Annotated in this window: 30 protein-coding genes; 12 read left to right on the forward strand and 18 right to left on the reverse strand. The window is 74.7% G+C overall.

Features of this window, described 5'->3' with window-relative positions; all coding sequences use genetic code 11:
* Nucleotides 1–203 precede the first annotated feature (203 nt).
* Nucleotides 204–962 (reverse strand): decaprenylphospho-beta-D-erythro-pentofuranosid-2-ulose 2-reductase, encoded by a 759-nt coding sequence (gene dprE2, locus ACFFKU_RS04345; protein WP_380135974.1) that lies wholly within the window; start codon nt 960–962, stop codon nt 204–206.
* Between the two features lie 214 nt (nt 963–1,176).
* Between dprE2 and ACFFKU_RS04350 the strand changes: the two genes are divergently transcribed.
* Nucleotides 1,177–2,106: an AEC family transporter gene (locus ACFFKU_RS04350; protein ID WP_380135975.1), complete on the forward strand. Its 930-nt coding sequence runs from the start codon at nt 1,177–1,179 to the stop codon at nt 2,104–2,106.
* A gap of 182 nt (nt 2,107–2,288) precedes the next feature.
* On the opposite strand, the gene ACFFKU_RS04355 is transcribed toward ACFFKU_RS04350, so the two are convergent.
* From ACFFKU_RS04355 to galE, 3 genes are read right to left on the reverse strand one after another with little or no spacing between them, the layout of a single operon-like run.
* The gene (locus tag ACFFKU_RS04355; protein ID WP_380135977.1) at nt 2,289–2,762 is read right to left on the reverse strand and encodes a hypothetical protein; all 474 of its coding nucleotides are present in this window, start codon (nt 2,760–2,762) and stop codon (nt 2,289–2,291) included.
* Entirely contained in the window at nt 2,759–3,175 is a 417-nt protein-coding gene (locus tag ACFFKU_RS04360; protein WP_380135979.1) for a DUF1801 domain-containing protein, read from the reverse strand. Before ACFFKU_RS04360 ends, ACFFKU_RS04355 begins: the two co-directional genes overlap by 4 nt.
* Nucleotides 3,172–4,137 (reverse strand): UDP-glucose 4-epimerase GalE, encoded by a 966-nt coding sequence (gene galE / locus ACFFKU_RS04365; RefSeq protein ID WP_380135981.1) that lies wholly within the window; start codon nt 4,135–4,137, stop codon nt 3,172–3,174. The genes ACFFKU_RS04360 and galE overlap by 4 nt, the downstream gene beginning before the upstream one ends.
* Nucleotides 4,138–4,180: 43 nt before the next feature.
* On the opposite strand from galE, the gene manA reads away from it, so the two are divergent.
* The gene (gene manA, locus ACFFKU_RS04370) at nt 4,181–5,404 is read left to right on the forward strand and encodes a mannose-6-phosphate isomerase, class I (protein WP_380135983.1); all 1,224 of its coding nucleotides are present in this window, start codon (nt 4,181–4,183) and stop codon (nt 5,402–5,404) included.
* Nucleotides 5,405–5,426: 22 nt separating this feature from the next.
* Here manA and ACFFKU_RS04375 read toward each other — a convergent pair whose 3' ends face one another.
* Genes ACFFKU_RS04375 through ACFFKU_RS04400 form a run of 6 tightly spaced genes read right to left on the reverse strand, consistent with a single transcriptional unit; the run spans nt 5,427 to nt 8,081 of the window.
* Nucleotides 5,427–6,020, reverse strand: a complete 594-nt coding sequence (locus ACFFKU_RS04375) for an Asp23/Gls24 family envelope stress response protein (protein ID WP_380135985.1) — start codon at nt 6,018–6,020, stop codon at nt 5,427–5,429.
* A complete protein-coding gene (locus ACFFKU_RS04380) occupies nt 6,017–6,583 on the reverse strand; it encodes a DUF6286 domain-containing protein (RefSeq protein ID WP_380135987.1) in 567 nt (188 codons plus the stop codon). The genes ACFFKU_RS04375 and ACFFKU_RS04380 overlap by 4 nt, the downstream gene beginning before the upstream one ends.
* Nucleotides 6,580–7,005: an Asp23/Gls24 family envelope stress response protein gene (locus ACFFKU_RS04385; RefSeq protein ID WP_380135989.1), complete on the reverse strand. Its 426-nt coding sequence runs from the start codon at nt 7,003–7,005 to the stop codon at nt 6,580–6,582. The genes ACFFKU_RS04380 and ACFFKU_RS04385 overlap by 4 nt, the downstream gene beginning before the upstream one ends.
* The gene (locus ACFFKU_RS04390) at nt 6,998–7,177 is read right to left on the reverse strand and encodes a DUF2273 domain-containing protein (RefSeq protein WP_380135990.1); all 180 of its coding nucleotides are present in this window, start codon (nt 7,175–7,177) and stop codon (nt 6,998–7,000) included. Before ACFFKU_RS04390 ends, ACFFKU_RS04385 begins: the two co-directional genes overlap by 8 nt.
* A 29-nt stretch (nt 7,178–7,206) precedes the next feature.
* Nucleotides 7,207–7,614 carry a hypothetical protein gene (locus tag ACFFKU_RS04395; protein ID WP_380135992.1) on the reverse strand — a complete coding sequence of 136 codons (408 nt, stop codon included), beginning with the start codon at nt 7,612–7,614 and terminating at the stop codon, nt 7,207–7,209.
* 8 nt (nt 7,615–7,622) lie between these two features.
* Nucleotides 7,623–8,081 carry an Asp23/Gls24 family envelope stress response protein gene (locus ACFFKU_RS04400; protein ID WP_380135993.1) on the reverse strand — a complete coding sequence of 153 codons (459 nt, stop codon included), beginning with the start codon at nt 8,079–8,081 and terminating at the stop codon, nt 7,623–7,625.
* A gap of 213 nt (nt 8,082–8,294) precedes the next feature.
* Here ACFFKU_RS04400 and ACFFKU_RS04405 point away from each other — a divergent pair, with 213 nt between their 5' ends.
* Genes ACFFKU_RS04405 through ACFFKU_RS04415 form a run of 3 tightly spaced genes read left to right on the forward strand, consistent with a single transcriptional unit; the run spans nt 8,295 to nt 10,580 of the window.
* Nucleotides 8,295–9,506 (forward strand): PP2C family protein-serine/threonine phosphatase, encoded by a 1,212-nt coding sequence (locus tag ACFFKU_RS04405; RefSeq protein ID WP_380135995.1) that lies wholly within the window; start codon nt 8,295–8,297, stop codon nt 9,504–9,506.
* Between the two features lie 58 nt (nt 9,507–9,564).
* Nucleotides 9,565–10,119 (forward strand): RNA polymerase sigma factor, encoded by a 555-nt coding sequence (locus ACFFKU_RS04410; protein ID WP_380135996.1) that lies wholly within the window; start codon nt 9,565–9,567, stop codon nt 10,117–10,119.
* Complete coding sequence (locus tag ACFFKU_RS04415; protein ID WP_380135998.1) at nt 10,116–10,580, forward strand: hypothetical protein; 465 nt, start codon at nt 10,116–10,118, stop codon at nt 10,578–10,580. Before ACFFKU_RS04410 ends, ACFFKU_RS04415 begins: the two co-directional genes overlap by 4 nt.
* On the opposite strand, the gene ACFFKU_RS04420 is transcribed toward ACFFKU_RS04415, so the two are convergent.
* Nucleotides 10,567–11,652: an AbrB family transcriptional regulator gene (locus ACFFKU_RS04420; protein WP_380135999.1), complete on the reverse strand. Its 1,086-nt coding sequence runs from the start codon at nt 11,650–11,652 to the stop codon at nt 10,567–10,569. The two genes, ACFFKU_RS04415 and ACFFKU_RS04420, sit on opposite strands and share 14 nt — an antisense overlap.
* Nucleotides 11,649–12,374 (reverse strand): TIGR03089 family protein, encoded by a 726-nt coding sequence (locus ACFFKU_RS04425; RefSeq protein WP_380136001.1) that lies wholly within the window; start codon nt 12,372–12,374, stop codon nt 11,649–11,651. Before ACFFKU_RS04425 ends, ACFFKU_RS04420 begins: the two co-directional genes overlap by 4 nt.
* Before the next feature lie 22 nt (nt 12,375–12,396).
* Here ACFFKU_RS04425 and ACFFKU_RS04430 point away from each other — a divergent pair, with 22 nt between their 5' ends.
* Nucleotides 12,397–14,553, forward strand: coding sequence for a hypothetical protein (locus ACFFKU_RS04430; protein ID WP_380136002.1), 2,157 nt, complete (start codon nt 12,397–12,399; stop codon nt 14,551–14,553).
* A gap of 74 nt (nt 14,554–14,627) precedes the next feature.
* Here the strand turns inward: ACFFKU_RS04430 and ACFFKU_RS04435 are convergent, their stop codons facing one another.
* Together ACFFKU_RS04435 and ACFFKU_RS04440 are read right to left on the reverse strand one after the other, a co-directional pair.
* Nucleotides 14,628–15,446, reverse strand: coding sequence for a PrsW family intramembrane metalloprotease (locus tag ACFFKU_RS04435; RefSeq protein WP_380136003.1), 819 nt, complete (start codon nt 15,444–15,446; stop codon nt 14,628–14,630).
* A 47-nt stretch (nt 15,447–15,493) separates the two neighbouring features.
* Nucleotides 15,494–15,892 (reverse strand): pyridoxamine 5'-phosphate oxidase family protein, encoded by a 399-nt coding sequence (locus ACFFKU_RS04440; protein WP_380136005.1) that lies wholly within the window; start codon nt 15,890–15,892, stop codon nt 15,494–15,496.
* 52 nt (nt 15,893–15,944) lie between these two features.
* Between ACFFKU_RS04440 and ACFFKU_RS04445 the strand changes: the two genes are divergently transcribed.
* From ACFFKU_RS04445 to ACFFKU_RS04455, 3 genes are read left to right on the forward strand one after another with little or no spacing between them, the layout of a single operon-like run.
* The gene (locus ACFFKU_RS04445; protein WP_380136007.1) at nt 15,945–16,907 is read left to right on the forward strand and encodes a glycosyltransferase family 2 protein; all 963 of its coding nucleotides are present in this window, start codon (nt 15,945–15,947) and stop codon (nt 16,905–16,907) included.
* The gene (locus ACFFKU_RS04450) at nt 16,904–18,877 is read left to right on the forward strand and encodes a glycosyltransferase (RefSeq protein WP_380136008.1); all 1,974 of its coding nucleotides are present in this window, start codon (nt 16,904–16,906) and stop codon (nt 18,875–18,877) included. Before ACFFKU_RS04445 ends, ACFFKU_RS04450 begins: the two co-directional genes overlap by 4 nt.
* Entirely contained in the window at nt 18,878–19,813 is a 936-nt protein-coding gene (locus tag ACFFKU_RS04455) for a lysylphosphatidylglycerol synthase domain-containing protein (protein WP_380136010.1), read from the forward strand.
* Here ACFFKU_RS04455 and ACFFKU_RS04460 read toward each other — a convergent pair.
* The 4 genes from ACFFKU_RS04460 to ACFFKU_RS04475 all read right to left on the reverse strand — a co-directional run bounded on the left by ACFFKU_RS04460 (nt 19,803) and on the right by ACFFKU_RS04475 (nt 22,008).
* Entirely contained in the window at nt 19,803–20,342 is a 540-nt protein-coding gene (locus ACFFKU_RS04460) for a signal peptidase I (RefSeq protein WP_380136012.1), read from the reverse strand. The genes ACFFKU_RS04455 and ACFFKU_RS04460 overlap by 11 nt on opposite strands.
* 20 nt (nt 20,343–20,362) lie before the next feature.
* Complete coding sequence (locus tag ACFFKU_RS04465; protein ID WP_380136014.1) at nt 20,363–20,923, reverse strand: hypothetical protein; 561 nt, start codon at nt 20,921–20,923, stop codon at nt 20,363–20,365.
* The gene (locus tag ACFFKU_RS04470) at nt 20,923–21,573 is read right to left on the reverse strand and encodes a hypothetical protein (protein ID WP_380136016.1); all 651 of its coding nucleotides are present in this window, start codon (nt 21,571–21,573) and stop codon (nt 20,923–20,925) included. The genes ACFFKU_RS04465 and ACFFKU_RS04470 overlap by 1 nt, the downstream gene beginning before the upstream one ends.
* 96 nt (nt 21,574–21,669) lie before the next feature.
* On the reverse strand, nt 21,670–22,008 hold the full coding sequence (locus tag ACFFKU_RS04475) for a hypothetical protein (RefSeq protein ID WP_380136017.1): 339 nt from the start codon (nt 22,006–22,008) through the stop codon (nt 21,670–21,672).
* 298 nt (nt 22,009–22,306) lie between these two features.
* Between ACFFKU_RS04475 and ACFFKU_RS04480 the strand changes: the two genes are divergently transcribed.
* The 3 genes from ACFFKU_RS04480 (at nt 22,307) to ACFFKU_RS04490 (ending at nt 26,368) form a co-directional block, all read left to right on the forward strand.
* On the forward strand, nt 22,307–22,720 hold the full coding sequence (locus tag ACFFKU_RS04480; RefSeq protein WP_380136018.1) for a response regulator transcription factor: 414 nt from the start codon (nt 22,307–22,309) through the stop codon (nt 22,718–22,720).
* A gap of 118 nt (nt 22,721–22,838) precedes the next feature.
* Entirely contained in the window at nt 22,839–24,911 is a 2,073-nt protein-coding gene (locus ACFFKU_RS04485; RefSeq protein ID WP_380136019.1) for a PAS domain S-box protein, read from the forward strand.
* Nucleotides 24,908–26,368 (forward strand): chemotaxis protein CheW, encoded by a 1,461-nt coding sequence (locus ACFFKU_RS04490; RefSeq protein WP_380136021.1) that lies wholly within the window; start codon nt 24,908–24,910, stop codon nt 26,366–26,368. Before ACFFKU_RS04485 ends, ACFFKU_RS04490 begins: the two co-directional genes overlap by 4 nt.
* Nucleotides 26,369–26,568 lie beyond the last annotated feature (200 nt).

The following is a 26,568-nucleotide window of genomic DNA, read 5'->3' on the forward strand; positions in this document are numbered from 1 at the left end:
CGAGGGACAGCAGCAGGTCCAGCCGGCGGCCGTGGGGGTGCCGGGCGCTGCGCAGCGCGAGACGCGGCAGGCTCAGGGCGGGGCGGACTCCGGGGCTGGTGGCCGGGCGGGCCCGCGGGATCGTCCGGGGGACGGTGTCGCTCCCCGTCGGAGTCGACGGGGTCGAGGCGGACGGCGAGACGTCGCTGGTCGTCAGGGCCGGCTCAGATCGGCAACCGGCGGAACAGTGGCGCCGGGACGTGGCGGATCGCGGACATGACGAAGCGCATGGGCTCGGGGGCCCACACGGTCTCCTTGCCGGTACGGACCGCGTCGACGGCGACGTCGGCGACCTGCTCGGGGCTCACCGAGAGCGGGGCGGCCTTCATCCCGGCGGTCATCTTGGAGTGCACGAACCCGGGGCGGACGACGACGACGCGGACGCCCGAGGGCCGCAGCGCCTCGCGCAGCCCGGTGAAGAAGGCGTCGAAACCCGCCTTGGTCGATCCGTAGACGAAGTTCGAGCGGCGCGGACGCTCCCCGGCCACGGAGGACAGGGCCACGAGCACGCCGTGCCCCTGGGTGCTCAGCTTCTCGGCCAGTCGCACGCCCAGGGTGACCGGGGCGGTGTAGTTCACGGTGGCGATCTCGGCGGCCGCGGCCGGGTCCTGCCAGAGCAGCTCCGCGTCGCCCAGCAGGCCGAACGCGAGCACGACCACGTCGACGTCGCGCCCGGCGGGGAAGGCCTCGGCGACGAGACGCTCCTGGTCGGCCAGGTCGGTGGCCTCGAAGTCGAGGGTGCGCACGAGGTGGCCCCGCGAGGCGAGCCGCTTCACGGCCTCGTCGCGGCGGGTGCCCGGACGGGCGGCGAGGGTGACGTCGATGCCGCGCTCGGGGCTCAGCCGCTCGACCACGGCGAGCCCGATGTCGGACGTGCCGCCGAGGAGGAGGACGGAGGAGGGGTTGCCGAGCGCGTCGATCACAGCGACCGACCCTAGCAACGGGGCCGGACTGAGGCCCTCCGGAGGAGCGGGACCGCCGATAACGGTTCGGCGGCGAACATGTGTGCCTCGCGTGGGGGAGATCGGCCCCGGGGAGCGGGAAGGTTCGCCCGGGACATGGTGAGCCAGGCTAAGCTTTTGCCGTGACCTCCGCGGAGAACGCTTCGGCGAGCGCCCCCACCGACCGCCCGTCCCGGTGAGCGGGGTCCTGACCGGCTTCGCGGTCGTCGGCCTGATCGTCGCGGTGGGGTACGTGCTCGGACGCTCGGGGGTCCTCGGGGCGGGGGCCCAACCGATGCTCTCCCGGCTCGTGTTCTTCGTCGGGACCCCGGCGCTGATGCTGCACACGATCGCGGCCGCCGACGTCGGGGTGCTGCTCTCGGACCAGCTGGTCGTCACCCTGGCCGGGGTGGGCGTGTGCCTGCTGCTGTGGCTGCCCGCCGCCCGGTTCTGGCTGCGGCTGCGGCGGGAGGGCGTCGTCATCGGGGGTCTGGCCTCCTGCTACGTGAACGCGGGCAACATCGGTCTCCCGGTCGCGGCCTACGTCCTCGGGGACCTCACCGCGGTGCTGCCCACGTTGCTGCTGCAGCAGATCCTGCTGTCCCCGGTGGCCCTGGGGACCCTCGATCTCTCCCGCCCGCCCGCGCCGGGGACGCCGCGGTTCTCGCTGCGACGGTTGCTTGCGCCGTTGGCCAACCCCGTCCTGGTGCTGAGCATGCTCGGGCTGGTGCTGTCGCTGACCGGCGTCCCGTTGCCGCGCCCCGTCGAGCAACCCCTGGAACTCCTCGGGGGGTTGGCCGTCCCCGGCGCGCTCCTCGCGTTCGGCATGTCGCTGCACGGCCGCGACGCCGCCGGGTGGCGCCGCAAGGAGGTCGTGGTCGCGGCGACCATCAAGACCTTCGCGCAGCCCGCGGCCGCCTTCGTCGTCGCGCGGTACGTCCTCGGCCTCGACGACGCCGCGGTCTTCGCGGCCACCGTCATCGCCGCCCTGCCCACGGCGCAGAACATCTTCACCTACGCCGTGCGCTACCGGGCCGCGGAGGAACTGGCCCGGGACACGGTGCTGGTGACGACCGTGGCCGCCGGGCCGGTGATGATCGCGTTGAGCCTGCTGCTGCCGCACTGAGCCGCCCCGCTCCCCGGCCACCCCTCCAACTCCCGGCCGCCCACCCCCTCAGGCCGCCCCCATCCCCCCGTGATCAAGGAATTTCTCACTCCCGTCCCGTGCCTACGGGGGTGGTTGCGACAGGAGGGAGAAATTCCTTGATCACGGGGGGCGGGGGGTGCGCGGGCAGGGGTGGGGGAGGGCTAGGTCCGCGGGAGGAGGTCGGCGCGGCGGAGGGCGAGGAGGTCGGGGAGGGCGATGGACTCGCCGTCGCGCGCGCCGCGCCCGATCTGCAGGACCGGCTCGGCGGGGGCCAGGGGCAGGCCCCGCCGGCGGGCCCGGGCCGCCGACCACCACGGCAGGACCACGGTCAGCACGAGGAACTCGCCGTGTGTCCCGACCGCGAGGGTCTCGTCGCGGCGCAGGTACCAGCCCGAGCGGCCGGTCGGCAGCCGCCAGCCGCGGGCGTCGGTCGCGCGCAGATCGACGGGGGAGATTCCGCCGGCCCGGAGGTCGGTGACGAAACCGGCCAGCAGTCGCGCAGCCTCAGCCGCCTCGGCGGCGCGGGCCTGCTCCGCGCGGGCGGCCTGGGCCTGCGCGTTCGCGGCCCGCACCGCCCGCCAGCGGGCCTGCTCGTCGGCGGGCCCGGTGGAGTCGGGGGCGGGGACGGGGTTCACCCGGCCGCCGGGCTCCGCCGTGACCGTTTCGACGCGGCCCGTGCCTCGTTCTTCTCGCGGTTGTGCCGGATGGCCTCGCGGACCAGGTCCTGCAGGGCCCCGACCGGGACGGCGTCGCCCTCGACGAACTCGACGGAACGGCGTTGGTTGCCGCCCAGTTCCCCGTTGAAGATGCTCTGCGGGTCGGGCAGCGACGCGCCCCACAGGAACCCGAGCTTGACCTTGGTCGCGAAGATGTTGCCGACGATCAGGGTTCCCGAGGACGACCACACGGGCGCGCCCATGTACTTCCACTCCTCGACGATCGAGGGATCGACCTCGAGGATGGCCCGGCGGGCCTCGGCGAGGATCGCGCCGCGCCAGTCGTCGCTGCGGGCGACGAGCGCGTCGATGTTGTCCGAGGCGGTGCTCATCCGCGCGACCGCCACCCGCGCCAGGCCGAGGACACGATGTCGGACAACGACTTCTTGGCCGTCCACCCAAGTTCCTGCTCGATCCGGGAGACGTCGGCGACGAGTTTCGGCGGGTCACCCGGGCGACGCTCGCGCAGTTCCGGCTCGACCGTGGAACCGGTGGCCGTGCGGATCTCGGCGAGAACCTCCAGCACGCTGGAACCCGTCCCGGTCCCCACGTTGAAGACGTCGTGCTCGAGGCCGCGGTCCAGGCCGTCGAGGGCGGCCAGGTGGGCCTCGGCCAGGTCGAGGACGTGCACGTAGTCGCGGATGCAGGTCCCGTCCGGGGTGGGGTAGTCCGCCCCGAACACCACGGGCGCCCGGCCGGCGTCGAGCGCGGAGAACACGATGGGGACCAGGTTCAGGACGGCGGTGTCGGACAGGTCGTCCCACCCGGCCCCGGCCACGTTGAAGTAGCGCAGGTTCGCCGAGCGCAGCCCCCAGGCGCGGCCGGCGGCGCGGGCCATCCACTCGCCGACGAGCTTGGTCTCGCCGTAGGGGTTGATGGGGGAGTTCCCGCCGTCCTCCCGGACGAGGTCGACGTCGGGCGCGCCGTAGGTGGCCGCCGAGGAGGAGAACACCAGGCGTCCGACGCCGCAGTTCTCGGCCGCGGTGAGGACGTTGGCCAACCCCCCGACGTTCTGCTTCCAGTAGAAGGCCGGGCGCTGGACGGACTCGCCGACCTGCTTCTTGGCCGCGAAGTGGATGATCGAGTCGACCGCGTGCTCGCGCAGGGCCGATTCCAGGACCGGCAGGGTCTCGTCGGCGGCCACGTCGGCGGGGACCAGGACGGCGTCGCCGATCCGTTCCCGCACCCCGTTGGTGAGGTCGTCGACGACGACCACGTCGTCCCCCCGCTGCTGCAGCAGCCGCACCACGTGCGACCCGATGTACCCCGCCCCACCCGTCACGAGAACGCTCATGAGGTCGAGATTAGTCAGCCCGGGGGCCGTTAGGGTTCGGGGCGTGCAGCGACTGCAGAACCGCGTCCAGCCCTACGCCTGGGGCACCACCGACCGCATCGCCGAGCTCCTCGGCCGGGAGGCCGACGGGACCCCGGCGGCGGAGCTCTGGATCGGTGCGCACCCGGCCGCGCCCTCGCAGGTGCTCGACGCCGACGGGACCCCCGGCGCCACCCTGGAGGAGGTCGTCGCGGGCGACCCGGCGCAGACCCTCGGTCCGGACCGGGACGCCGACCGGCTGCCCTTCCTGCTCAAGGTCCTGAGCGCCGCGGCGCCGTTGTCGTTGCAGGTCCACCCGGACCGGGAGCGCGCGGGGCGCCGCTTCGCCGAGGAGGACGCGGCCGGGGTCCCGCTGGACGCTCCGCACCGTCTCTACCGCGACACCGAGCACAAGCCCGAGCTGCTCTTCGCGCTCGAGGAGTTCCACGCGATGGCGGGGTTCCGCTCCCCGGGGGCGGCCCGGGACCTCCTGGCCGACCTCCACCTCACCGACCTCCCCCCGGCGGCGACCGACCTGTTCGCGCAGCTGCTGGCCGACCTCTCCCTGGTCGAAGAGGGCGCGGCCCTCCGCGCGGCGACGCAGCGTGTGCTGACCGCCCCTGCGGAGGCCGTGGGCCCCCTCGTCGACGCGGTGGCGCGGGCCTGCGCCGAGCTGGAGGACGTCACCGTCGACGGGTCGGCCCGCATCCTGGCCGACCTCGCCCGGCACTACCCGGGGGATCCCGGCGTCCTGGTCTCGGCCTGGTTGAACAAGGTGCACCTGCAGGCGGGGGAGACCCTGTTCCTGCCCGCCGGGAACGTCCACGCCTACCTGTCCGGGACGGGCGTGGAACTGATGGCGTCCTCCGACAACGTGCTGCGCGGGGGGCTGACCCCCAAGCACGTCGACGTCGCCGAGCTGCTCGAGGTGGTCGACTTCCGGGTGCTCCCCGCGCCGTTGCTCCCCGCCCACCACGTCTCGGCCGACGAGGCCGTCTTCGACCCGGGGGTCGGCGACTTCGCGCTGACGGTGCTGCAGGTCCGCGACGGGTCCCTGACCACGTGGCAGAAACCCCGCCCCCGCACGCTGCTCTGCCTGCAGGGATCGGTCCGCATCGTGGCGGGCGAGCAGGAGCTGGTGCTGGGACGGGGTGAGACGGCGTTCGTCGGCGCCGGTGACCACCCGCTGGTGGTCACCGGCGCCGGAGTCCTGGCGGCCGCGGCCCCGGGACAGTCCTGGGGCCGCTGACCGCTGCTGCGCGGCCGGGGGCTCAGGCCACCCGGCGCGGGTTCGCGGCCCGGCGGGCCACCGACAGCTCCACCCGGGAGCGGGCGTCGTCGCGCCCGACGCAGGTGGCGAGGTCGGCGGTCACCGCCTCGACGCTGCGGGCCACCTCGGCGAGGTCGGCCGCCGGGTCGACCACCGCACGGAGCCGGTAGACCAGCTCGCCGCGGTCGGTGATGACGCTGCCGCGGGCGGAGCGGACGCCGGGCGTCTCGGCGAGGACCTCCGCGGCCACCTCGACCGGGGCGGCGGCGTCGAGGTGCAGCCGTCCCGCACCGGAAGCGTCCCCGGGCGTGCTCAGCGTGAGGGTGGAGACCCCGCGACGCGGCAGGTGGGCCAGCAGCCACCACAGGCCGAGGACGACGGCCACGACCGCGAACGCCGCGCTCGCGCCGAACCACCAACCGGCCGACGGGGCCTCGACCACGCCGCGGCCCAGGCTGATCCGGTCGGGCGCCTGCGCCCAGAGGGTGCGCGCCGCCCCGGCCCCGAAGACCGCCACGGCGGCACCGCCCGCGAGCAGGACCAGTCCCAGCAGCAGGGCGAGGACACGGTCGAGACCGATCACCGAGCGACTCATCGGGCACCTCCGGAACGGGTACGGACCTTCACCTGGACCTGCGGCTGCGCCGCGATCGCCGACAACCGCTGCTCGACGCGGGCCTGGACCTCTCGGCTCACGTCGGGGCTCAGGGCGTCGACGGTGGTGACCACGCGACGACGGGTGGCGGTGGTGCTCACGTCGAGCACACCGTCGACGTCGGCCGCCGCACCCGAGGCGAGGCGGGCCACGTCACGACCGCTGAGGCTGATCCGCTCGTCGACCGGGACGGCCGTGCGGGACCGGGGGCGCAGCGCCGTCACGACGAGCCACAGCCCGACGAGGGCGGCGACCACCCCGATCGCGACGACCAGCGGCGTGGGGGTGAGCCCGTCGACGGCGCCGAGGGCCGGCGCGGCCCAGGACGAACCGGCGACGTAGCCGTCGGCCACGAGGGCCTCGCGGCCGACGACGACCCCGAGGCCGACCAGGAGGACGGCGAGGACGGGCCCGACGACCCCGATGGGGCCGGCCCCGGTCGCCGGGCGGGCCGGGGGCATGGTCGTCTGGGCGTGCGCGCCCGGGTGGACGGTGGTGCTCATCGGATCCTCCGTTCGGCGCGGGGCGTTCCGCGGACGACCGCGGCGACGGTGACGTCGACGCCGTCGACCTGCAGGTCGGCCAGGTCGTGCAGGGCGGCGGCCACCCGGTCGCGCACGGCGGCGGCGACCTGGGCGGCGGGGCGGGGCCAGAGCGTCTCGATCTCGACGCTCGCCCGGGCCCGGTGCCCCGCGACGGTGACCGACACCCTCGGGTAGGGACGGGTCAGGACGGCCTTGGTGGCCGAGACCGCGCCGGCCAGGCTCTCCGTCGGCGGGCGGGTGGCGTCGCGCGGTGCGACGCCGTCGACCTGCAGGGCGGCCGCGGTGGCGATCTTCGCCACGGCCCGGTCGCTGACCTGGAGCCCCCCGCGGTCGGCGGGCTCCAGGTGCACGAGGGGGGCCGTGGCGGTCAGCTCAGCCACGGGTCCGGCCGGGCACGATGCCGGCGAGGTCGATACGACCCTCGAGGTGGGCGCCGACGGCGTAGCCGACCGCGGCGAACAGCAGGGCGAGCAGGAACCAGCCGAAGCCACCGACGGCTCCGACCAGGGCCAGCAGCAGTCCGACCAGGAGGCCGGTGGTGGAGGCGGGCACGAGGTTCTCCTTAGAACGGGTGACGGGTGTCAGGGGGTGTGGTCGTCCGCGGGGGCGGACGGGGTGGAGGTGGATCCCGGCGTGACGACGGCCGTGTGCTCGACCGGCTCGACCGGGGTCTCGTCGACGACGGTCTCGATGTCGGCGACGTGGACGGCGGTGGGACGTCCGGTGACCGCGGTGACGGTGGCGGCCACCTGCCCGGCCAGGGCGCGCAGCCCCGGTCCTTCGAGCGACTCGGGGGTGACGACGACGTGGACCTCGACGGGGCCGGTGCCGTCACCCAGGCGGACGCCGGTCACCCGGCGGCCCGGCAGGTACGTGGCCACCTCGCCGAAGGGGCCGCCGTGCAGCCGGGCCACCCCCGGGACGGTGAGGACCGCGGCCCCCACCGCCTCCGGGTCGACCTCCGGGACGTTTCCCGGCGAAACGGTCATGGTCGCGATCACTGGACCCGCGTGGTCTGGACCTCGTCGTCCTGGTCGTCCTCGGGGAGGTGGACGTCGGAGACGGTGATGTTGACCTCGGTCACCTCGAGCCCGGTCATGCGCTCCACCGAGGTGATGACGTTGCGGCGCACCGCGGAGGCGAGGTCGGCGATCGCGACGCCGTACTCGGCGATCAGCTCGATGTCGACGGCGGCCTGCTTCTCGCCGACCTCGACGGAAACCCCCTGCGAGTGGTTCACGCGCCCACCCGGGATGCGCTCGCGGATGGCGCCGACGGCGCGGGCCGCGTTGCCGCCCAGGGCGTGGACACCGGACAGGTCGCGGGTCGCGATGCCGGCGATCTTGGCGACCACGGTGTCCGCGATGGACGTCGCGCCGTGGGTGCTCGCGAGCCCACCCTGCGAGGCGACCGCCGACGAGGTGGTGGTGGCGGTGCGCTGAGTGTTCTCGGTCATGTCGTTCTCCTCCAACGGGATTCGGATGTCGTGGATGATCTGCGCTCCGTTCGCGCAGTCGTAGGTGTAGAGGGCGGAACCCGGGAATCCTCACGGTGTCGTTCGTGTGAGCTGGGTCACAGACGTGATAGACGGGGTGGGAGCCTCGAATCTCGGGCGGCTCCCGCGCGTCCGTGATCTTTAGCTCGCGCAGAGGGAAGGTGAGGTGTTCTCATGAGTGCCATGACGAGAACGGTCGCGGGACTCCCCGACGCGATGGGCGCGGACCTGCTGCGCGATCTCCTGGTGCGCGCGGTGAACGCGGGCCGGAACGCCGTGTGCCTCTCCGACGTGAGCCTGCCCGACCAGCCCGTCGTGTGGGTGAACGAGGCCTTCACCACGATCACGGGGTACACGTTCCAGCAGACGGTGGGCCGGAACTGCCGTTTCCTGCAGGACGGCCTGACGGAGCTCGGGTACGACGTGCGGGGCCCGGCCCGCCGCATTCGCGACCTGATCTCGTTGCGCGCCAGCGGGACCGTGCTCATCCCCAACCGTCGGGCCGACGGACGGATCTTCTGCAACGAACTCGCCCTCTCCCCGTTGGTGGAACGTTCCGGGGAGGTCCGCTACTACCTGGGCGTCCAGCAGGACGTGTCGGCCCGCATCGCCGCCGAGCGGGCGCGCGACCGTTCCTACGAGGAGGCGGCCCAGCTCGCCGACCAGTTGCAGAACCGGTTGGTCCCGCGGACGTTGCCGAGTTTCGACGACTGGGACGTGGCCGTGCGCTACCGGGCCGCGACCCGGCCCGACGGGAGCCGCGGCGAGGTCAGCGGGGACTTCTACGACCTGGTCGGATCTCCCGGGCAGCGACCCCTCGCGGTCATCGGCGACGTCTCGGGACGGGGTCCGCGGGCGGCGGCCACCACGGCCGCCCTGCGGTGGAGCGTCCGGGGCCTGGCCGGGGTCCTGGACTCCCCGGCCGAGGTCCTGCGCCACGTCGCCGGCTCCGTCCACGAGGCCCTCGACGACCGGTTCGCGACCCTGGTGGCCGCCCGGTTGCCCGGCTCGGCCGAGGACCCCGACGTGACGGTGTCCCTGGCCGGGCATCCCGCGCCCCTGCTGATCCCCCGGGACGGTCCCGTTCGCGCCGTGGGTCGGCCCGGGATGCTCATCGGTCCCTTCGCGGGGGTGGACGTGCACGACGCCGTCCTCCCCGTGCGGTCGGGGGAGTTCCTCGTCCTCTACACCGACGGCGTCACCGAGGCGGTGTCCCCGCGCCACGAGCTGCTGGGGGAGGACGGGCTGCTGGCCGCGCTGGAGGGGGCCCGTCCCTGGGCGCGCAAGGCCTCGGACGTGGTCGAGGCCGTCCTCACCGCGGTCGCGGAGCACGTGGCCGGCGGGCCCACCGACGACCTCACGCTGATGGTCCTGCGCCGGCGCTGAACGGCTCCGCCCGCCTCGGATGGCGGGGGGCGCAGCCCGGTGATCCACTTCCCTCACCATGACCGCCACCGACGAGATCCTCGCCCGCCGCGCCGGGCTGGGGGACGGCGACGCCTTCGCCGTCCTCGTCGACCGGCACGGCCCGGCCCTTCTCCGCTACGCGCGCCGGTTGCTGGACGTCCCGGCCGAGGCGGAGGACTGCGTGCAGGACGTCCTGGTCGACGCGTGGAAGGGGTTACCGGGTTTCCGCTACGAGGCCTCGGTCAAGACGTGGTTGTTCACGCTGCTGCGGCACCGGGTGTCCCAGCGGGCCCGCCGGGTACCCGCGTCGGGGAGCCTGCCGCACGTCGACGTGGACGAGGTCGCCGAACGATTGGCGGATCTCCGTGCTGATCCGGCACGCTCGAACGAGGGGCGGGCCCTGGTGGCCGCGCTCGACGAGGCCCTGCGACTGCTGCCGTCCCGGCAGCGGGCCGCGTGGATCCTGACGGAGGTGGAGCAGTTGAGCTACGCGGAGACGGCGCGCGTCCTGGCCACGAGCCCGACCGCCGTGCGCGGACTGCTCGAACGCGGACGGCGCACTCTCGCCACGGCCCTGGCGGACTGGCGATGAGCGGCGCGACCCCGCCGCCGGACGCGGTCGGACGGGCCGCGCGGGCGCTGCGGGAGGACCCGGAACCGGGCTGGGCCGAGGTCCGGGCGGCCGGACTGGTCCGGGCGCTGCGCTCGGTGCGCCCGTCGGTGCCGGTGCGGGCCGAGGCGCCGCCCGCGGTCGCGGCCCTCACCGTCTCCGACGACGTGCTGCAGCGTCTGCTGCGTCGCGCGGTGACCGACGCGGAGGTCGACGTCGAGGTGCAGTCGTTGCGCTGCACCGTCTCCGAGGACGGCGACCTCGCCCGGGTGGCCGCCGGCGTCGCCGGGGTCTGGGACGACGACCTGGAGGTGGTCGCGCGGCGCGTGCAGGAGCACCTCCGTCGTCGGGCGCGGGAGGTCCTGGGGACCGCCGCACGCGAGCTCGTCGTCGACGTGACGGTCGTCGACGTCGAGGCCCCCCGCGAGGTCACCCCCCGCTGACGCCCCGCCGCAGCAGACGGGCGACCAGGGGGGCGGCGGCGAGCATCAGCAGCAGCCGCAGCGTCTGCACCGCGACGACGAAGGTGGCGTCGGCCCCCGTCCCGACCGCTGCCGCGGCCACGGCCCACAACCCGCCCGGGGTGGTGGCCAGGTAGGCGTCCAGGCCGGCGATCCCGGTGGCGGCCGACAACCCCCAGGCCATCGCGGCGCAGCCCGCCATCCCCGCCAGGATCAGCCCGAGGGCCGCCGGCAGGATCCGGCCCAGGGCGCGAACCCGGGCCCGGGTGAACCGTGACCCGACGGCCAGACCGGCGAGGCCGAACCCGAGCGAGGTGAACCACCCCGGGACGGTCACGTCCAGCCGGTCCGGGCCCAGCAGCCCCGTCGCCGAGGCCACCCCGCTCAGCAGCAGCGGACCCAGCAGGGCGGCGGCCGGCAGCCGCAGCAGCCGCCCGAGCGGGATGCCGAGCCCCAGCGCCAGCAGCCCGAGGAGGACCCCGGTGACCCCGGAGCCGGCCAGCCCCGCCACGTCGAGCGGCTCGGCGCGGACCCCGAACCCCCACTGCAGGACCAGCGGCAGCGTCCCCACGACCAGCAGCACCCGCAGGTACTGCACGACGCCGACGACCCGGTCGTCGGCGCCGAGTTCGCGGGCCATGACGGTCAGCCCGGCCGCACCCCCGGCGATGAGGGCCATCGTGGCCGTCACCGGGTCCACCGCCGGGTGCCGGCCGAGCAGGCGTCCGGTCAGCAGGCTGAGGGCCAGGGTGCCCAGCACGACGAGGACCACCGAGAGCCAGTGGGCGCCGACCGCGGCGAACGTGGACAGCTGCACGAGGACACCGACGCTCACCCCCACCACGCCCTGCGCGGCCTGGGCCAGGGGACGGGGGACGGTCAGCGGGGCCGGGCGCAGCAGGGCGTCGACCAGGCCCACGAGCAGGCCGGCGAAGAGCGCGGGGGAGGCCACCCCGAGCCGGTCGAGGCCCACGGTCACCCCGACCACCGCGACGACGACCACCAGTGCCGACGGTCCCCGAGCGCGCAGGACCCGGCCCGCGCGCGAGGTCATGCGACGGCGGTGACGAGCTCCGCGCCGCGCGTCTCGTCGGTGACCGCGGCGAGGTCCGGGGTCAGGACGACCGAACCCATCCGCACCCAGGCCGCCACCGCCGTCGTCAGCAGGTCGGCCGGGCGGGCGGCGGTCAGCAGCCGCACCCCGTTCGGCCAGCCGGCCCCCGCCTCCGCGGCCCGCTGCAGCTCGGCGGCGTGCCCGGGCTCCTGGGCCGGGTCGTGCAGGTCGCCGTAACCGGTCACGACGCGGGCGTAGTCGAGGACCCCCTGGGGCAGGTCGCCGGAGAAACGGACGGCCAGCGGGGCGAGGTCCACGGCGACCGTGTCGACCCCGTCGTCGGCGCTGCGGCGCAGGACGTCCGGGTCCGCGGCGACCACGAGGTCGACGGCCTCGCCCTCGTCCCCGCCCTCGTCACCGCCCTCGGCCGGGTCGCCGTCGTGGACGACGTCCGCCCCCACCGACCAGACGGCGAGCAGCCACACGACCGTGCGCCAGTGGGTGGGCAGGTCGAGGCGGACCGTGGTGCCCGGGCCCAGGTCGAACTCCTCCTCGAGCAGGTTGGCGGTCTTGGCGACCCAGGTGCGCAGCACCCGGGCGGAGAGCTCGATCCGCTCACCCGTGCGGGCGTGGTCGGCCGCGTACCAGGTGAGCCGGGGTGCGGTCGGGTCGTCGGTCGCGAGCCGCCGCAGCAGCTCCGGGACGTCGTGGGGGGTGCTCACGCCGACACCGTAGGGTCCAGGCGTGCTCGACGCTTCCTCCCCGACCGGTGCGCCGACCCCGACCCGGGAGGAGCACCGCTGGGCCGGGTTGCTGCTCACGCGGGTGCCGGTGGTCCTGGCCGCCGTCGTCGCGGCGGTCACCGTGGTCGCGGTGCCCCTGGTCCTGCTGGACCTCTGGCGCCCGGTGGTCGCGCTGCCCGTCGTGCTGGTCGCCGCCGTCGCCGCGGGCCGCCTGGCCGTCGGGGTGCCCGACGTCGCCGCGCCCCGCTGGGCCGCGCTGACCTGCGTCGGGATCGCGGTCGCGGCCGCGGTGTGGGCCGGGCTCACCCACGCCGAGCACGTCGTGCTCCGCCGCGACGCCGGGTCGCTGGCGCTCTACGCGCACCACCTCGCGACCGTCGGGGGACTTCCGGTCGACCCCCGCCTGGGCGCGCTCGGCGGGGCGGCGGCGCTCGCCGACCCGGCGTTCACGCTGGCCAGCCCGGCCTACTACGAGGTCGGCGACGTCGTCGTCCCCCAGTTCCTGATGGGGGCCCCGGCGCTGTTCAGCCTCGGGGCGTGGGCCGCCGGTTGGACCGGGCTGCTGCTCGTCCCGGCCCTGCTGGGCGGGGCGGCCGTGCTCGCCGTCGCCGGGGTCACCGCCCGCACGGTCGGTCCGCGCTGGGCGCCGCTCGCCGCGGCCACGCTGGCCCTCGCGCAGCCCGTCCTGCACGCCAACCGGTCCACCTACACCGAGCCCCCGGCGCTGCTGGTCTTCGCCGCCGCGTGCGCCGTGCTGGTCGAGGCGCTCCGACGGGTCGACCAGCCGCGTCTGGCGGCCCGGTTGGGCGGGGGCGCCGGGCTGCTGCTCGGCGCGGGCGGTTTCCTGCGGATCGACTTCCTGCGCGAGGTGGCGCTGGTCCTGCCGGTGGTCGCCGTCCTGCTCGCGCTGCGGCACCCGGCCGCGCGCGCCCTGCTGGCCGGGACCGCCCTGCCGACCGTGCTCGCCGCCCTCGCCGCCGTCGCCTACTCCCGGCCCTACCTGGCGACGATCAGCGCGTCGCTGCTGCCGCTCGTGGCGGCGCTGGTGGGCCTGGCCGTCCTGTCGGCGCTCGGGGTGCGCCTGGCCCGGGCCGGGGTCCTCGCGCGGACGTCGGTCCTCACCTCGGCACGCCTGGCGCCGGTGCTCACGGGCCTGTTCGCGGTGGTGCTGCTCGTCGTCGCGTCCCGCCCGCTCTGGATGGTCACGCGGCAGGACCCGGAGGACTCCGGCGCCAAGCTCGTGGCCGGGCTGCAGCAGAACCTGGGCCTGCCGATCGACGGCGGACGGACCTACGCCGAGCACTCCCTGGACTGGATGGCCTGGTACCTCGGCTGGCCCGCGGTGGGGCTGGCCGGGGTGGCGGCCTGCGTCCTGCTGCACCGGTTGGTGCCGGCCCTGCAGGGTCGTGCCGCGCTGCCCGCCTGGACCGCGCCCTTCGTCGTCGGGGTCGGCTCGACGCTGCTGACCCTCTACCGCCCGGGCATCACCCCGGACCACCCGTGGGCCGACCGTCGGTTCGTGCCCCTGGTCCTGCCGTTCCTGGTCGTGCTGGCCACGGCCGCCGTGGCCCGCCTGGCGGCCCGGGCCCCCGAGCTGCTGGCCCGGGTGATGCCGGTGACCTCGCGGGGCCTGGTGAGCTCGGGGGTGAGCGCGTTCGGCGTGGTGCTGCTGGTCCTGCCCGCGCTGCTCGCGACCTGGCCGGTGGCCGGGCAGCGTACCGAGCGGGGGGAGGTCGCCGCCGTCGCGCAGGCCTGCCGGGCCTTCACCGAGGGCGACGTGGCCCTGGCCGTGGACCCGCGCTCGCGCAACGAGTGGCCCCAGGTGCTGCGCGGGACGTGCGACGTCCCCTCCGCGTCGCTGGTGATCCGGAGCAGCGTCGGCGCGGTCGGTTCCGAGGCGTACGACCAGGCCCTGCGTGAGGCCGTCGACCGCGCGGCCGCCCGGATCCGCGCGGCCGGGGGCCGCCCGGTGCTGGTCGCCGCCGGGGGGGTGCTGGCGCCGGAGGAGACGCTGGCCCGGCTCGGGGGGACCGAGCCGCGGCAGGTCACCGACCTGCGGACCCCCGAGGACCAGCGGGTGCTCATCACCCGCCCCGACGGTGAGCAGTGGATCTCGGTCGACCTCTGGACCGCCGTCGCCCCCCTCCCGGCGACCTGACCGACCAGCCCCCCCCATCCCGCGCCCCGCCCGACTCCCCGTGATCAAGGAATCCGCCGCGCCCCATTCCTTGATCACGAAGAGGTGGGGGTGGGGTGGGGGGTGGGGTGGCGGCGGGAGCGGACGAGGAAGGTGAACAGGGCGACGAGGCCGATCACCGCGACCAGGACGTGGACGAGCTGGCTGGAGGAGCCGTCCCAGGTGGCGTGCAGGGCGACCGCCAGGAGGTAGGTGAGCAGGAAGGTCATCACCGCGCGTCCCTTGCGCCGGGCCGAGGGGATGCGCCAGAGCATCGCCACCGTCATCCCCGTCCAGGCGATGTGGCAGGCGGGGGAGAGCAGTCCGCGCAGCAGCAGCTCGTCGTCGACCGCGGCGATGCTGCGGGCCCGTAGCAGTTCCTGGAACCCGTAGCCCATCGTCTCCAGGGTCGCGAAACCCATTCCCGCGGCGATCCCCACGACGACGCCCCCACGGGGGTCACGGGGACGCAGGACCAGCACCAGGACCAGGGGGACGAGCAGCTTGGCGAACTCCTCGATGATCCCGACGAACAGCATCGGCACGGTGCCCAGGGCGCGCAGGGTGTCGTACTCCAGGGTTCCCGCGGTGACCGTCCCGACCACGCCGCCGGTGATGGCGACCAGGGCCACCAGCCATCCGCTCACCGCGGGCCCGTGCCGGCCGTTCTCCGCGAAGGCCAGCACCGTGACCGGGATCGTGATCGAGCCGATGAGCAGCAGCGAGGGGAAGAAGTTGAGGTTCTCCGTGCCGACCATGACGCGCAGCACGACGACGTAGGCGGCGACCCCGGCGACGAGGACGCCCAGCCAGGCGAAGCGGGCGGCCCGGCGGGCGGCGGGGGAGGGGGCGGGTGCCACCGACGAGTGATCCATGACGGCAGCTTCGGGGACCGTGCCCGCCGCTGTCATCCCGGGACGGGTCAGTGCGCGGTCCCGGCGAACAACCACCGTCGGATCCGGACCCGGAGCAGGACGCGGGCCCCGCCGCCGTCCCAGGACGCGGTCGGGTCCCAGCCGTCGTACTTGGCGGCGAAGGCGTCGAGCACCCCGACCGGGAACTCCGCGGGCAGGATGTCCGCGGTCCCCTCGACGACCACCGGGGCGTCCGCGTCGGGCAGGGCCAGGCTCACCCGGGGGTCGCGGCCGACGTTGCCGACCTTGACGCTCGTGGCGTCGGTGCCGATCCACCAGTCCACGGCGACCACGACGAACCAGACCGGGACCAGATGCGGTGGACCGTCGGCCAGCAGGGTGGCCAACCAAACGTCGCGCTCGGCGGCCACGCGCTCGCGGAGATCGGGTGAGGGTGCCGGGGTCACGGGGCTCAGTCGACCACGACCCCCGTGGTGCGCCCGTTAAGCTCAGCGCGCCATGTCTCCAGAACCCCCCGCCGCGCGCCCGAGCACGCCCGCCTCCAGCAGCGCCCTGGAACCCGCGCCGGGCCCTGCGGTCTGCGCCACGATCGTGCTGCCCTGCTACAACGAGGAGGCGCACGTCCTCGCCGAGATCGAGCGGATCAGCCGGGCCATGGACGCCGACGGCATGACCTACGAGCTGCTGGCCATCGACGACGCCTCCACCGACGACACGCTGAAGGTGCTGCGCCAGGCCGAGGCCGACTACCCGCACCTGCGTGTCGTCGGGTTCCGCCGCAACGGGGGTTCGGGGACGGTCCGCCGGATCGGCACCCAGATCGCGCGCGGGGAGATCGTCGTCTGGACCGACGCCGACATGTCCTACGAGAACGAGCGCATCCCCGAACTGGTGCGGGTGCTCCTCGAGGACGACTCCTACGACCAGGTCGTCGGCGCGCGGACCACCGAGGAGGGCACGCACAAGGCGCTGCGGGTGCCGGCGAAGTTCGTCATCCGCAAGGTCGCCGAGGTGCTGGCCAAGCAGAAGATCCCCGACCTCAACTCCGGGTTGCGCGCGTTCCGCCGCGAGGTGTCGTTGCCCTACCTGCGACTGCTGCCGCCCGGGTTCAGCTGCGTCACCACCATCACGCTGTCGTTCCTGTGCAACCAGCACGACGTGAAGTACGTGCCGACCGCCTACGCGAAACGCGCCGGGACGTCGAAGTTCCACTTCACCAAGGACGCCTACCGCTACATCCTCCAGGTGCTGCGGATGGTCATGTACTTCGAACCCCTGCGCGTGCTCATGCCGCTCGCGCTGACCCTCTTCGGCCTGGGTTTCCTCAAGGCGGTCGTCGACATGGTCCGCCACGCGTTCTACTTCCCGGCCAACACCGTGCTGCTGCTGGTGTCGGGGTTGCTCGTCGGTTCGGTCGCGCTGCTCGCCGACCTCGTGGTGCGTTCGCGGGACTCGACGTGAGCGCGTTCACCGGCAAGGCCGTCGTCGTCGGACCGGCGCACCCGGCCAAGGGCGGCACCGTCGCCCACACCACCGAGCTGGCCCACCGCCTCGCCGCGGCCGGCGCCGAGACCGCGCTGGTCAGCTGGTCGCGGCAGTACCCGTCGGTGCTCTACCCCGGCCAGGCCGAGGTGCCCGGCGGGGTGCCCGAGGTCGAGGAGTTCGTCCCGACGACCCGACCGCTGAGCTGGAACGACCCGGGCAGCTGGCTGCGGACCGGCCGCCGGATCGCGCCGGCCCGCCTCGTCGTGCTCGTCCACGTCGTGCCCTTCCAGGTGCCCGCGCTGCTCGCGGTCCTGGCCGGGCTGCGCTCGGCCGGCTCGGCCGCCCGGACGGTCGTCGTGGCCCACAACGTCCTGCCGCACGAACCCCGGCCCGGGGACGCGCTCCTGGTCCGACGGCTGCTCGCCGCGGTCGACGGCGTCGTCGTGCACTCCGCCGAGCAGGCCGACCTGGCCCGGGAGCTCGGCGCGCACCACGTCGAGGTGGCGACCCTGCCCCCGCACCTGCCCTCCCGTCCGGCTTCCGCCGCCGCCTCCGACTCCGCCGGGCCGACCCGTGCGGACGGGCCGCTGCGCCTGCTCTCCCTCGGGGTCGTCCGGCACTACAAGGGGCTGGACCTGCTGGTCGACGCCCTCGACGGCGTCGAGGGCGTCCGGCTGACCATCGCCGGGGAGCTGTGGGGCGCGGCGGGCCAACGGGTCCGGGAACGGGCCGCGGCCCGCCCCGACCGGGTCGACCTGCGTCCTGGGTACGTCCCGGCCGAGGCGTTGCCCGCGTTGTTCGCCGAGCACGACGCCCTGGTCCTGCCCTACCGCTCGGCCACCGCCTCGCAGAACGCCCTCCTCGCCTTCGCCCACGGGCTGCCCGTCCTCGCCACCCGCACCGGGTCCTTCCCCGAGCAGGTCCGCGACGGCGTCGACGGCGTGCTGGTCGAACCCCAGGACACCGCCGCGCTCGGGGCCGGGCTGCGTCGGCTCGTCGCCGAGCTGCCCGCGTTGCGCGACGGGGTCCGCCCGCCCGACGTCGACGGTCCGTGGACGGCGTACCTGCGCGCCGTGGCCGCCGCCGCCTCCGGCATCGCGGTCGCCGCCCCGCCCGGGGGGGCGCTGCTCGGGGTGGCCAAGCGGGGCGCCGAACTCGCGCTCTGGACCCGGGTGGGGGTGCAGCGGCGGGTCGCCGAGGCGCTCGCCGCCCGCGAGGTCACCGCGCCGCCCTCGGCCCGCCCGGTCCCCAGCGGGGTGCCGCGCACCGGGGTCCTGCAGGGGCAGGAGGAGGTCGCGGCCGCCCTGGCCCAGGCCCGCCGGCTGCACCTGCCCGCCCACCCGGACACCCCCAAGAACTGGGACGCGCTCGGCGCGGTCGCGGCCGTCCTCACCCTGGCCGACGACGGGTCGCGCCGGGCCCGGGTCCTCGACGCCGGGTCGGCGCGCTACTCGCCGGTCCTGCCCTGGCTGCGCCTCTACGGTCTGGGCGGGGAGCCCGGGGCCCTCGCCGGCATCAACCTCGAGTTCGGCGACCCGGTCCACCGCGACGGGGTCGAGTTCCGCCGCGGCGACGTCACCGCGACGGGTCTGCCCGACGGCTCGCTGGACGCCATCACCTGCATGTCGGTGATCGAGCACGGGGTCCCGCTGGTCCCCTTCCTCACCGAGAGCGCGCGCGTCCTGCGGCCCGGCGGGGTCCTCGTCGTCTCCACCGACTACGACGCCGACCCGCCGGACACCACGGGGGTCACCGCCTACGGCGCGCCGGTGCACATCTTCTCGCCCGCGGAGATCCGCGGGTTCGTGGCCGACGCGGCCGCGGTCGGGCTCGAGCTCGTGGGCGACCTGACCGACGACGTGCTCGCCCACCCGGAACGGCCCGTGCACTGGAAGCGGACCGGACTGGACTACACCTTCGTGCTGCTCACGTTCCGGCGGGCGTAGGTGCTGCGGCGGGTCCTCGGCCTGCTGCGCAGCCCCGTGGTCCGGGTCGGCTTCCTCGTCCTGGCCCTCGGGCTGGCCGTCTGGTACGTCGTCTCCGAGCGCGCGCAGATCGCCGCCGCCTGGGAGCGGGTGTCGGCCGGGGCGGTGGCCCTCGCGCTCGTTCTGTCCCTGCTGAACGTGGCCCTCGCCGGGGCCTCCTGGCGGGCGGTGATGGCCGACCTCGGCTCCCGGTTGCGGGTGCGCGACGCGGCCAAGGTCTTCTTCGTCGGCCAGCTCGGGCGCTACATCCCGGGCACGGTGTTCCAGTTCGTCGCGCAGGCCGAGCTGGCCCGCGACCTCGGCGTCCCCCGGCGACGGACCGGTTCGGCGCTCGCGGTGGCGCTGCTGGTGTCGATGACGACGTGCGCGCTGCTGCTGAGCGCGCTGCTGCCGTTCGGGCTGCGCGGGGTCGACCTGCAGGGGGCGGCCTGGACCCGCCACCTGGTCTGGGCGACCCCGGTCTTCCTGCTGCTGCTCGTACCCGCGGTGCTCAACCCGTTGCTGGCCCGGCTGCTGCGCCTGGCCCGGCAGGAACCGCTGGAGCATCCGGTCACCGCGCGCGGGCTGCTGGCCGCGGCCGGGTGGGCGCTGGGCTCGTGGGTCGCGGTCGGGCTGCAGGTGTTCGTCCTGAGCGCGTCGCTGGGGTCGGGGCTGAGCCGGGCGCACCTGCTCGCGCTCTGCCTCGGCGGGTACGCCCTGGCCTGGCTGGTCGGGTTCCTGGTCGTGGTCGCCCCGGCCGGGGCGGGTGCGCGCGAGGTCGTCCTGGGCGCGGTCGTCGCGGTCGCGGTCGGTGGCGGGGGAGCCGCGCTCGTGGTCCTCGGCTCGCGCGTGCTGCTGACGGTGGCCGACCTGGTGCTGGCCCTGGTGTCGTTGCGGGCGGCCCGGGTCAGGCGCTGAGCGGGTCGGCCTTCTCCGCGTCCGGGCAGTGGCACGGCTCCGGTTCCGGCTCCGCGCGCATCCACAGACGGACGAGCAGGAAGGCGCCGAGCAGCATGGCCGCGAGCGGCAGACGCCCCGCGGCGGCCAGTCGGCCCACGTGCGGAACATCGATCCAGGCGCGGTCCAGGCCGGAGCTCGTCGCGGGGACCAGCCAGGGGTCGACGAGCCCGTTGGCGTCCCCCTTGGTCCGGAAGGCGGTTCCGGAGGCGGTGTCCTCGATCGCCACGACCCGGTGCATCACCGGGCGGGCGTCGGGCAGCCGGTAGGGGTCCGGGGGCTGGAAGGCCACCACGTCGCCGACCTGCACGTCCGTCCCGTCCAGCGGGGTGGTCAGGACCAGCGACCCGGCGGGGACGGCCGGGGTCATCGACCCGGTCAGGATCGGCACCAGACGCACCCCGGACAGGGTCGCGGCCAGGGCGCCCAGGCCGAGGAGGGCGAGGACGACGGGCAGGATGATCGCGGTGCGTCGGGGCGCTGGCCTCACGGTGGCTCCAGGAGGGGTGATCAGGCGAGGGTGCGGTCGCGAGGGGCGCGCGCCGGGGTCTCGACGCAGGTCAGGGAGGCTCCGGCCAGCAGCACCCCGGTGAACGCGAGCCGGAGGTACAGCGACTGCCCGGGGGCGAGCGGGGTCCCGGCGGTGAAGTCGACCGTCCGCGTGGTCCCGACGAGCGGGAGGTTCCCGCTGGACACGCCCCGCAGGCTCGCGCCGGTCGGGCAGCGGTCGGCGACCCAGGCGACCGAGCAGGCCTCCAGCACGTACCCGACGTTGACGACGGCCCCCGAGGCCAACTGGCCCGACAGCAGGACCGGCACGTTGCCCCGGTTCTTGAGGTCGAGGATGGCCGTCGCCCCGAGGGCGATGCTCCCGGTGGCGTAGGCGTCACCGCCCTGCGCGCCGGAGAGCAAAGAGCTGGACACGGGGATGAAGACGCCGTCCCAGACCGCGACCGTCACCGCACCGGAGGACCGGGCCCGGTTGCCGAGCCAGGCCGCGCCGGCCGGGACCGCGCCCAGCAGCCCGATGAGCAGGGCCAGGACGGCGGCGAGCCCGGTCCGGGCGCGCATCAGCCGGCGGTGCGGTCGCGACCACCGGTCAGGGTGCCGCTGGCGCCGATGGTGAGGGTGCTGCTCGTGCCCATGAGGGACTGGGGGGCGGAGTCGGACAGCTTGAAGCGGTAGCGGAGGTGGGCCGAGTTGGCCGCGCCGGGGGTGATGGTCCCGAGGCTGACGGTCGTCCCCCCGGTGGGGATCGTCTGCTCCGCGGCGAGCGAGGTCGTCGTTCCCGAGCAGGTGCTCGTCCCGCCCGTGGTGGTCCAGGCCACGCTGCACCGGTCGGCCTGCACGAGCAGGTTGCCGAGCAGGGCCCCGGTCGTCCCCACCGACCCGGCGAAGGCGTTGGCGTTCGGGGAGGTGTTGACCACGTCGGCGTAGCGGTAGAAGTAGTCGCCGGGCAGCAGGTCGGAGACCGCGGCGGTGAAGGACGACCCCGAGGCGTCGAGCACGTCGACCCCGGAGGTGGCCGCCGTCACCGCGCCCGAGGTGAGGGCCGAGGAGGTCTGCCAGGCCGCGAACGCGCCGCCGCCGAGGAGGCTGCCGCCGCCCACGAGGAAGAGGGCGAGCCCGAACCGGCGACGCCGCGCCGCCCGGCGGTGCGGGCAGTCGGTGCCGGGGGTGGACCGGCGCAGCGGCCGATCCCCGTCGATGGTCGTGGCCATGGTCGCCTCCTTCGTCACGGGGGCCCGGTGGCCCCGATGGTAGAAGGATCGGCAAGATCGTCTAGAAGATAAGCGATGCGGCTACTAGAAGAACGTTCAACCGTTCCGGGGCCCGGCGGAGGCGGTCCCGAGCAGGCGCCGTCGGACCCGCTCGCGCAGGTCCAGGGGCAGCAGATCCACCAGGTCCAGCGCGCCGTCCCGGACCGGGCCCCGGCCGGGGGAGCGGGCGTCGCGGTCGTCCGGGGGCGATGAGCCGGCCCGGTGCAGCAACGTCACGAGAACGGTCAGGCTGAGCTGATCGCCCTGCACCACAAGGTCTCCCTCGCGCCCGGCCTGGTCGTCGACGGCGATCGCGTCGGCCAGGACGTCGCGGACCGGATCGGCGGTCGGGGGCAGTTCGTCCCCCCACAACGCCTCGAGCGCGGCCTTCGTCACCCGCGCCCGTTCACGCGGCCCCGTCTGTTTCGAGGTCTCCGCCATCCTCCTACCCACCCCCACGCAACGACGCGGACGGGGAGGGCGGTGGTCTCCACCCGGACCGGACGCGTGCTGTGCTCCGATGGCCGATGATTCTAGAGCGAATATCCGGAACCGCGCCGACCCGCCGCGCCCCGTCCGAACCCTCCGGGAGCGGGAGGGTCTAATGGACGGGCGCCCCGGGGAGCCGGGTCGGCGCCGCCGGGTTACGGTGATCATGATCAGCTCCGCTGCGGGACGTAGGGAGGAAGCTCAGGTGTCCGAGGGTCCGAGACCGACGACGACGCACGACGCGGCGCAGGTGTGGACCGCGCTGCTGGCGGACGTGGCCGACGGGGAACGGCGCGTCGTCCTCGAGACCGGGGACGGACGCCGGGTCGTGCTCGTCTCCGAGGCCGAGCTGGACCGCCTCGAGCTCGCGGCACGGACCCGTTCCACGGTCGACGTCGAGCTGACCCCCCGCGAACGCGAGATCCTCTCCCGGGTCGCCTCGGGCTGCTCGGGGGTGGCCGTGGCCGCCCAGCTCGGGGTGGCGACCAACACCGTGGCGCAGCACCTGGTCGCCATCCGCCGCAAGCTCGGCGTCCGCAGCAGCGCCGAGGCGGTCGTGGCCGCACGAGCGGCGGGTCTGATCTCCCCGACCGCGGCACCGGGACCGCCGGCGACCTGACCGGTCGGGCGGGCGCACGGGTGTCGTTCCCCGCCCCGGGTTCAGGTCCGACGCCGGGCGGCCGATGGGCGAGGTGATTGAGCCCTACAGGTCCGCACCGAGCATCAGAGGTCAGCCGATGACGACGTACTCCAGCCCCCGTTCGCTCGACCTCGACCCCGACGACGAGCTGCTGGCCGCCGAACGGGCCGTGATGGCGCGTCGCGGGCTGCTGACGGTCACCCCGACCGGGACCGTGCTGGCCGCCAACCCGGTCGCCGAGCAGATCTTCGGTCGGCCGTTGCTCGACCTGTGCGGTCGCGAGCTGGTCGACCTCCTGCTGACGGGTGAGGAGGGGCTGGCCGAGCTCCTGCTGGACCGGGCGGTCGACGACACCGAGATCCAGGTCGACGCCGGCGTCGAGGGTCGCCGCTGGCTGCGCTGCACCGTGCAGCCCCTCGACGGGGCCCACCTGCTCGTCCTGAGCGACATCACCCGGGAGCGCGAGGAGCTCGTCGAGCTGCGGGGTCACTCTCGCGCGATCGAGCGCGCGCAGGCCGTCATCGAGTTCCAGCCGGACGGCACGATCGTGCGGGCCAACGACAACATGCTCGACCTGCTCGGTTACGAGTCGGCCGACCTCGTCGGTCAGCACCACCGGTTGCTGTGCGACCCGACCTACGCCGCCTCGGCGGAGTACGTACGGTTCTGGCGGCGCCTGCGCTCCGGCAGCACCGAGGCCGGCGAGTTCTCGCGTTTCGGGGCCGACGGTCGCGAGGTGCGCATCCGGGCCACCTACAACCCGGTGTTCAGCGCCGACGGCAAGGTGCGCCGCATCGTCAAGTTCGCCTACGACGTGACCGACAGCGCCCGCCGGCACGTCGAGCTGGAGGGCCGGGTCGCCGCCATCGACCGGTCCCAGGCGGTCATCGAGTTCGACCTGCAGGGTCACGTGCTGGATGCCAACCGCAACTTCCTCGACCTGCTCGGTTACTCCATCGAGGAGGTGCGCGGCCGCCACCACCGGATGTTCGTCGACGCGGAGGAGGCCGAGACCACCGAGTACCACCGGTTCTGGGAGAAGCTCGGCCAGGGGCGTTTCGACGAGGGCACCTACCGCCGGGTGACCAAGGACGGTGCGGACGTCTTCATCCACGCCACCTACAACCCCATCCTCGACGCCGACGGGCGACCGCTCAAGGTCGTCAAGTACGCCTCGGACGTCACCGCCGCCACCGTCGCCAACGCGGAGTTCAAGAGCCGGGTCTCGGCCATCGACCGTGGCCAGGCCGTCATCGAGTTCGACCTCGAGGGGCACGTCCTCACCGCCAACGAGAACTTCCTGCGCACGATGGGCTACTCCCTCAAGGAGATCACCGGGCAGCACCACAGCCTGTTCTGCACGCAGGAGTACCGGATCTCCGCGGAGTACCGCGACTTCTGGCTGCGGCTGAACAAGGGCGACGTCATCGCTGGACGGTTCCACCGGGTCGGGAAGTTCGATCGACCGGTGTGGATCCAGGCCACCTACAACCCGGTGTTCGACCTGCGCGGGCGCCCCGTGAAGATCGTCAAGTACGCCTACGACGTGACCGCGCAGGCGGAGCTGGAGCAGCTCATCCTGGCCAAGAGCGGGGAGATGAACGAGACCATCACCGAGCTGTCGCAGTCGGTGGACCAGGTCGCCGGCAACGCCCACCAGGCCTCCAACCTGGCGAGCCGGACCCACACCAGCGCCGAGACGGGGTTCACCTCGTTGAAGAGCTCGCTGGAGGCGATCGAACTCATCCGGAAGTCCTCGGCGGCGATCGCCGACATCGTCCGGGTCATCGGCGACATCGCGGGGCAGACCAACCTGCTCGCCTTCAACGCCTCGATCGAGGCGGCGCGGGCCGGGGAGCACGGGGTCGGGTTCTCGGTCGTCGCGGGCGAGGTCCGCAAGCTGGCCGAGCGATCCTCGGCGGCCGCCGATCAGATCGCGGAACTCATCGGGGAGTCCGAGACCCGCGTCGTGCAGGGGGCGGAGGTCTCGCGTCAGGCGCAGACCGCGTTCGAGCACATCGTGGAGGCGGTGGCGGCCACGTCGGAGGCCATCGCGGCGATCGCGGAGTCCACCCGGCAGCAGCAGGACACCTCCGCCGTCGTCCGGACCCTCATCCGCGACCTGGCCGTCCGCACCAGCGCCATCTCGGCGACGCCGAGCCGCTCGTGAATCCCGACCGCTCGATCCGGGTCGGGTTGCTGCGGATCGACGGTGCGCTGGTGGGGCTCGCGATCGACTGCCTGCGCGAGGTCGTGCCCCGCCCACCCCGGTGGGACGCGCTGGCCGCGTCCGGCCCGGGGGTCGTGGGCGCGATGTCGCTGCGGGGGGACGTCCTGCCGGTGCTCGACCCGGCCGGTCTGGACGGCCGACCGACGCGCGGGGAGGCCGACGTCGTGGTGGTCCTCGCCCACGAGGGTCTCGCCGTGGGACTGCTCGTCGAGGGTGTGCACGACGTGACCCTCGTGGAACCCGTGCCCACCCGCGTCGTGGTGGGCGCGGGGGGGCTCGCCGCGCTGACCACCGCGACCTTCGTCTGCCCGGAGTCCGGTCGGGTCGGCAGCCTGCTCGACCCGGCCGCCGTGCTCGCCCGACCGGGCGTGGTGGCGGTCGCCCTGGCCGACCCGGGACCCGGCACGCCCGAGGGGGACCCGCGGTCGACGGGTCGGCCCCCGGGCTCCGGCCCGGCGCTGCTCCTGGTGCGCTGCCGCCCCGTCCACGGAGAGCCGGTGCTGCTGGCGGTGGACGTGGCCGACGTGCACACGACGCTGCCGGGGCTCAGCCCGCAGCCCTCCCAGCTCAGCGGCGGGGCCTGCGTCGGCGTGACCGACTACGGCGACGTCCGGGTGGCCGTCGTCGACCCCTTGCCCCTGCTGGGACTGCCCGGCACCGACCCGGGCGAGGACACGCAGGCGCTGCTGGTGCGGGCCGAGACCGGGTTGCTGGCGCTCAAGTTCGCCCAGGTGCTGGAGATCGTCCGGCTCGGGACGGAGGACCTGGTCCCCTTCCCCCGCTCGGGGTCGGGCGGCCTCGTCGCCGCCGTGGCCCGCACGGACCTCGGAGACGCCCTGGTCCTGGACGTGGCCGCCGTGCTCGCCGACCCCGACCTGACCGCGCTGGCGGCCCTCAACACCGACAGCGGGGCCCCGCCGTTGACCGCGACGGACCCGACCGCCCGCATCACCGGCGGCGGGGTGGGTGGGGAACCGTTGGTCGTCCTGCGGGCCGGTACCCGGATGGTGGTGCCGCTCACCGACATCGACCAGGTCATGCCCTGCCCCGCGACCACCCTGGCCTGGCCGCACCACCCCGCGGGTCGCGGGGTGCTGCTGGTCGGGCACGAGGTGGTCCCGCTCGTCGACCTCGCGGTCCTGCTCGGGCGGGGCGAGGTGCCGGCCGGGACGGGCGTCGTCGTCCTGGTCCGCGAGGCCGGTGGCGGCAGCCGGACCGGTTTCGTGGTGGACAGCCTGGACGACATCGCCCGGGCCTCCTGGGTCGAGTCCGACGCGGACGCGGCCGCCGAGGGGCGTGACCGGTTGGTGCAGCTCGGCCCGTCGGGCGCACCCCTGCTCCGGCTGCTGGACCTGCCCGGGCTGGCCGCCTCGATCGCTCCGGTGGCGGCCGGCTGACGTCTCGCGAGGACGTCCGGACGACCCGGCGGCGGGTGTCGATCCGATCACGAAACCGGGTCGGACGGCGTTCCCGATTGGTGCCGGGCGCCGATTCTCGGCAGGGTCGGGCGCGACCCCCTCCCGGGCAACCGGCCCGGGACCGCCGTTGCCACGGCTGGCCGACACGACGGGGCCGGGCTCGTCCCGGCCCCGGGACG

Origin of the sequence: Kineococcus gynurae, assembly GCF_042433995.1 — a bacterium.
Taxonomy (GTDB): Bacteria; Actinomycetota; Actinomycetes; order Actinomycetales; family Kineococcaceae; genus Kineococcus; species Kineococcus gynurae.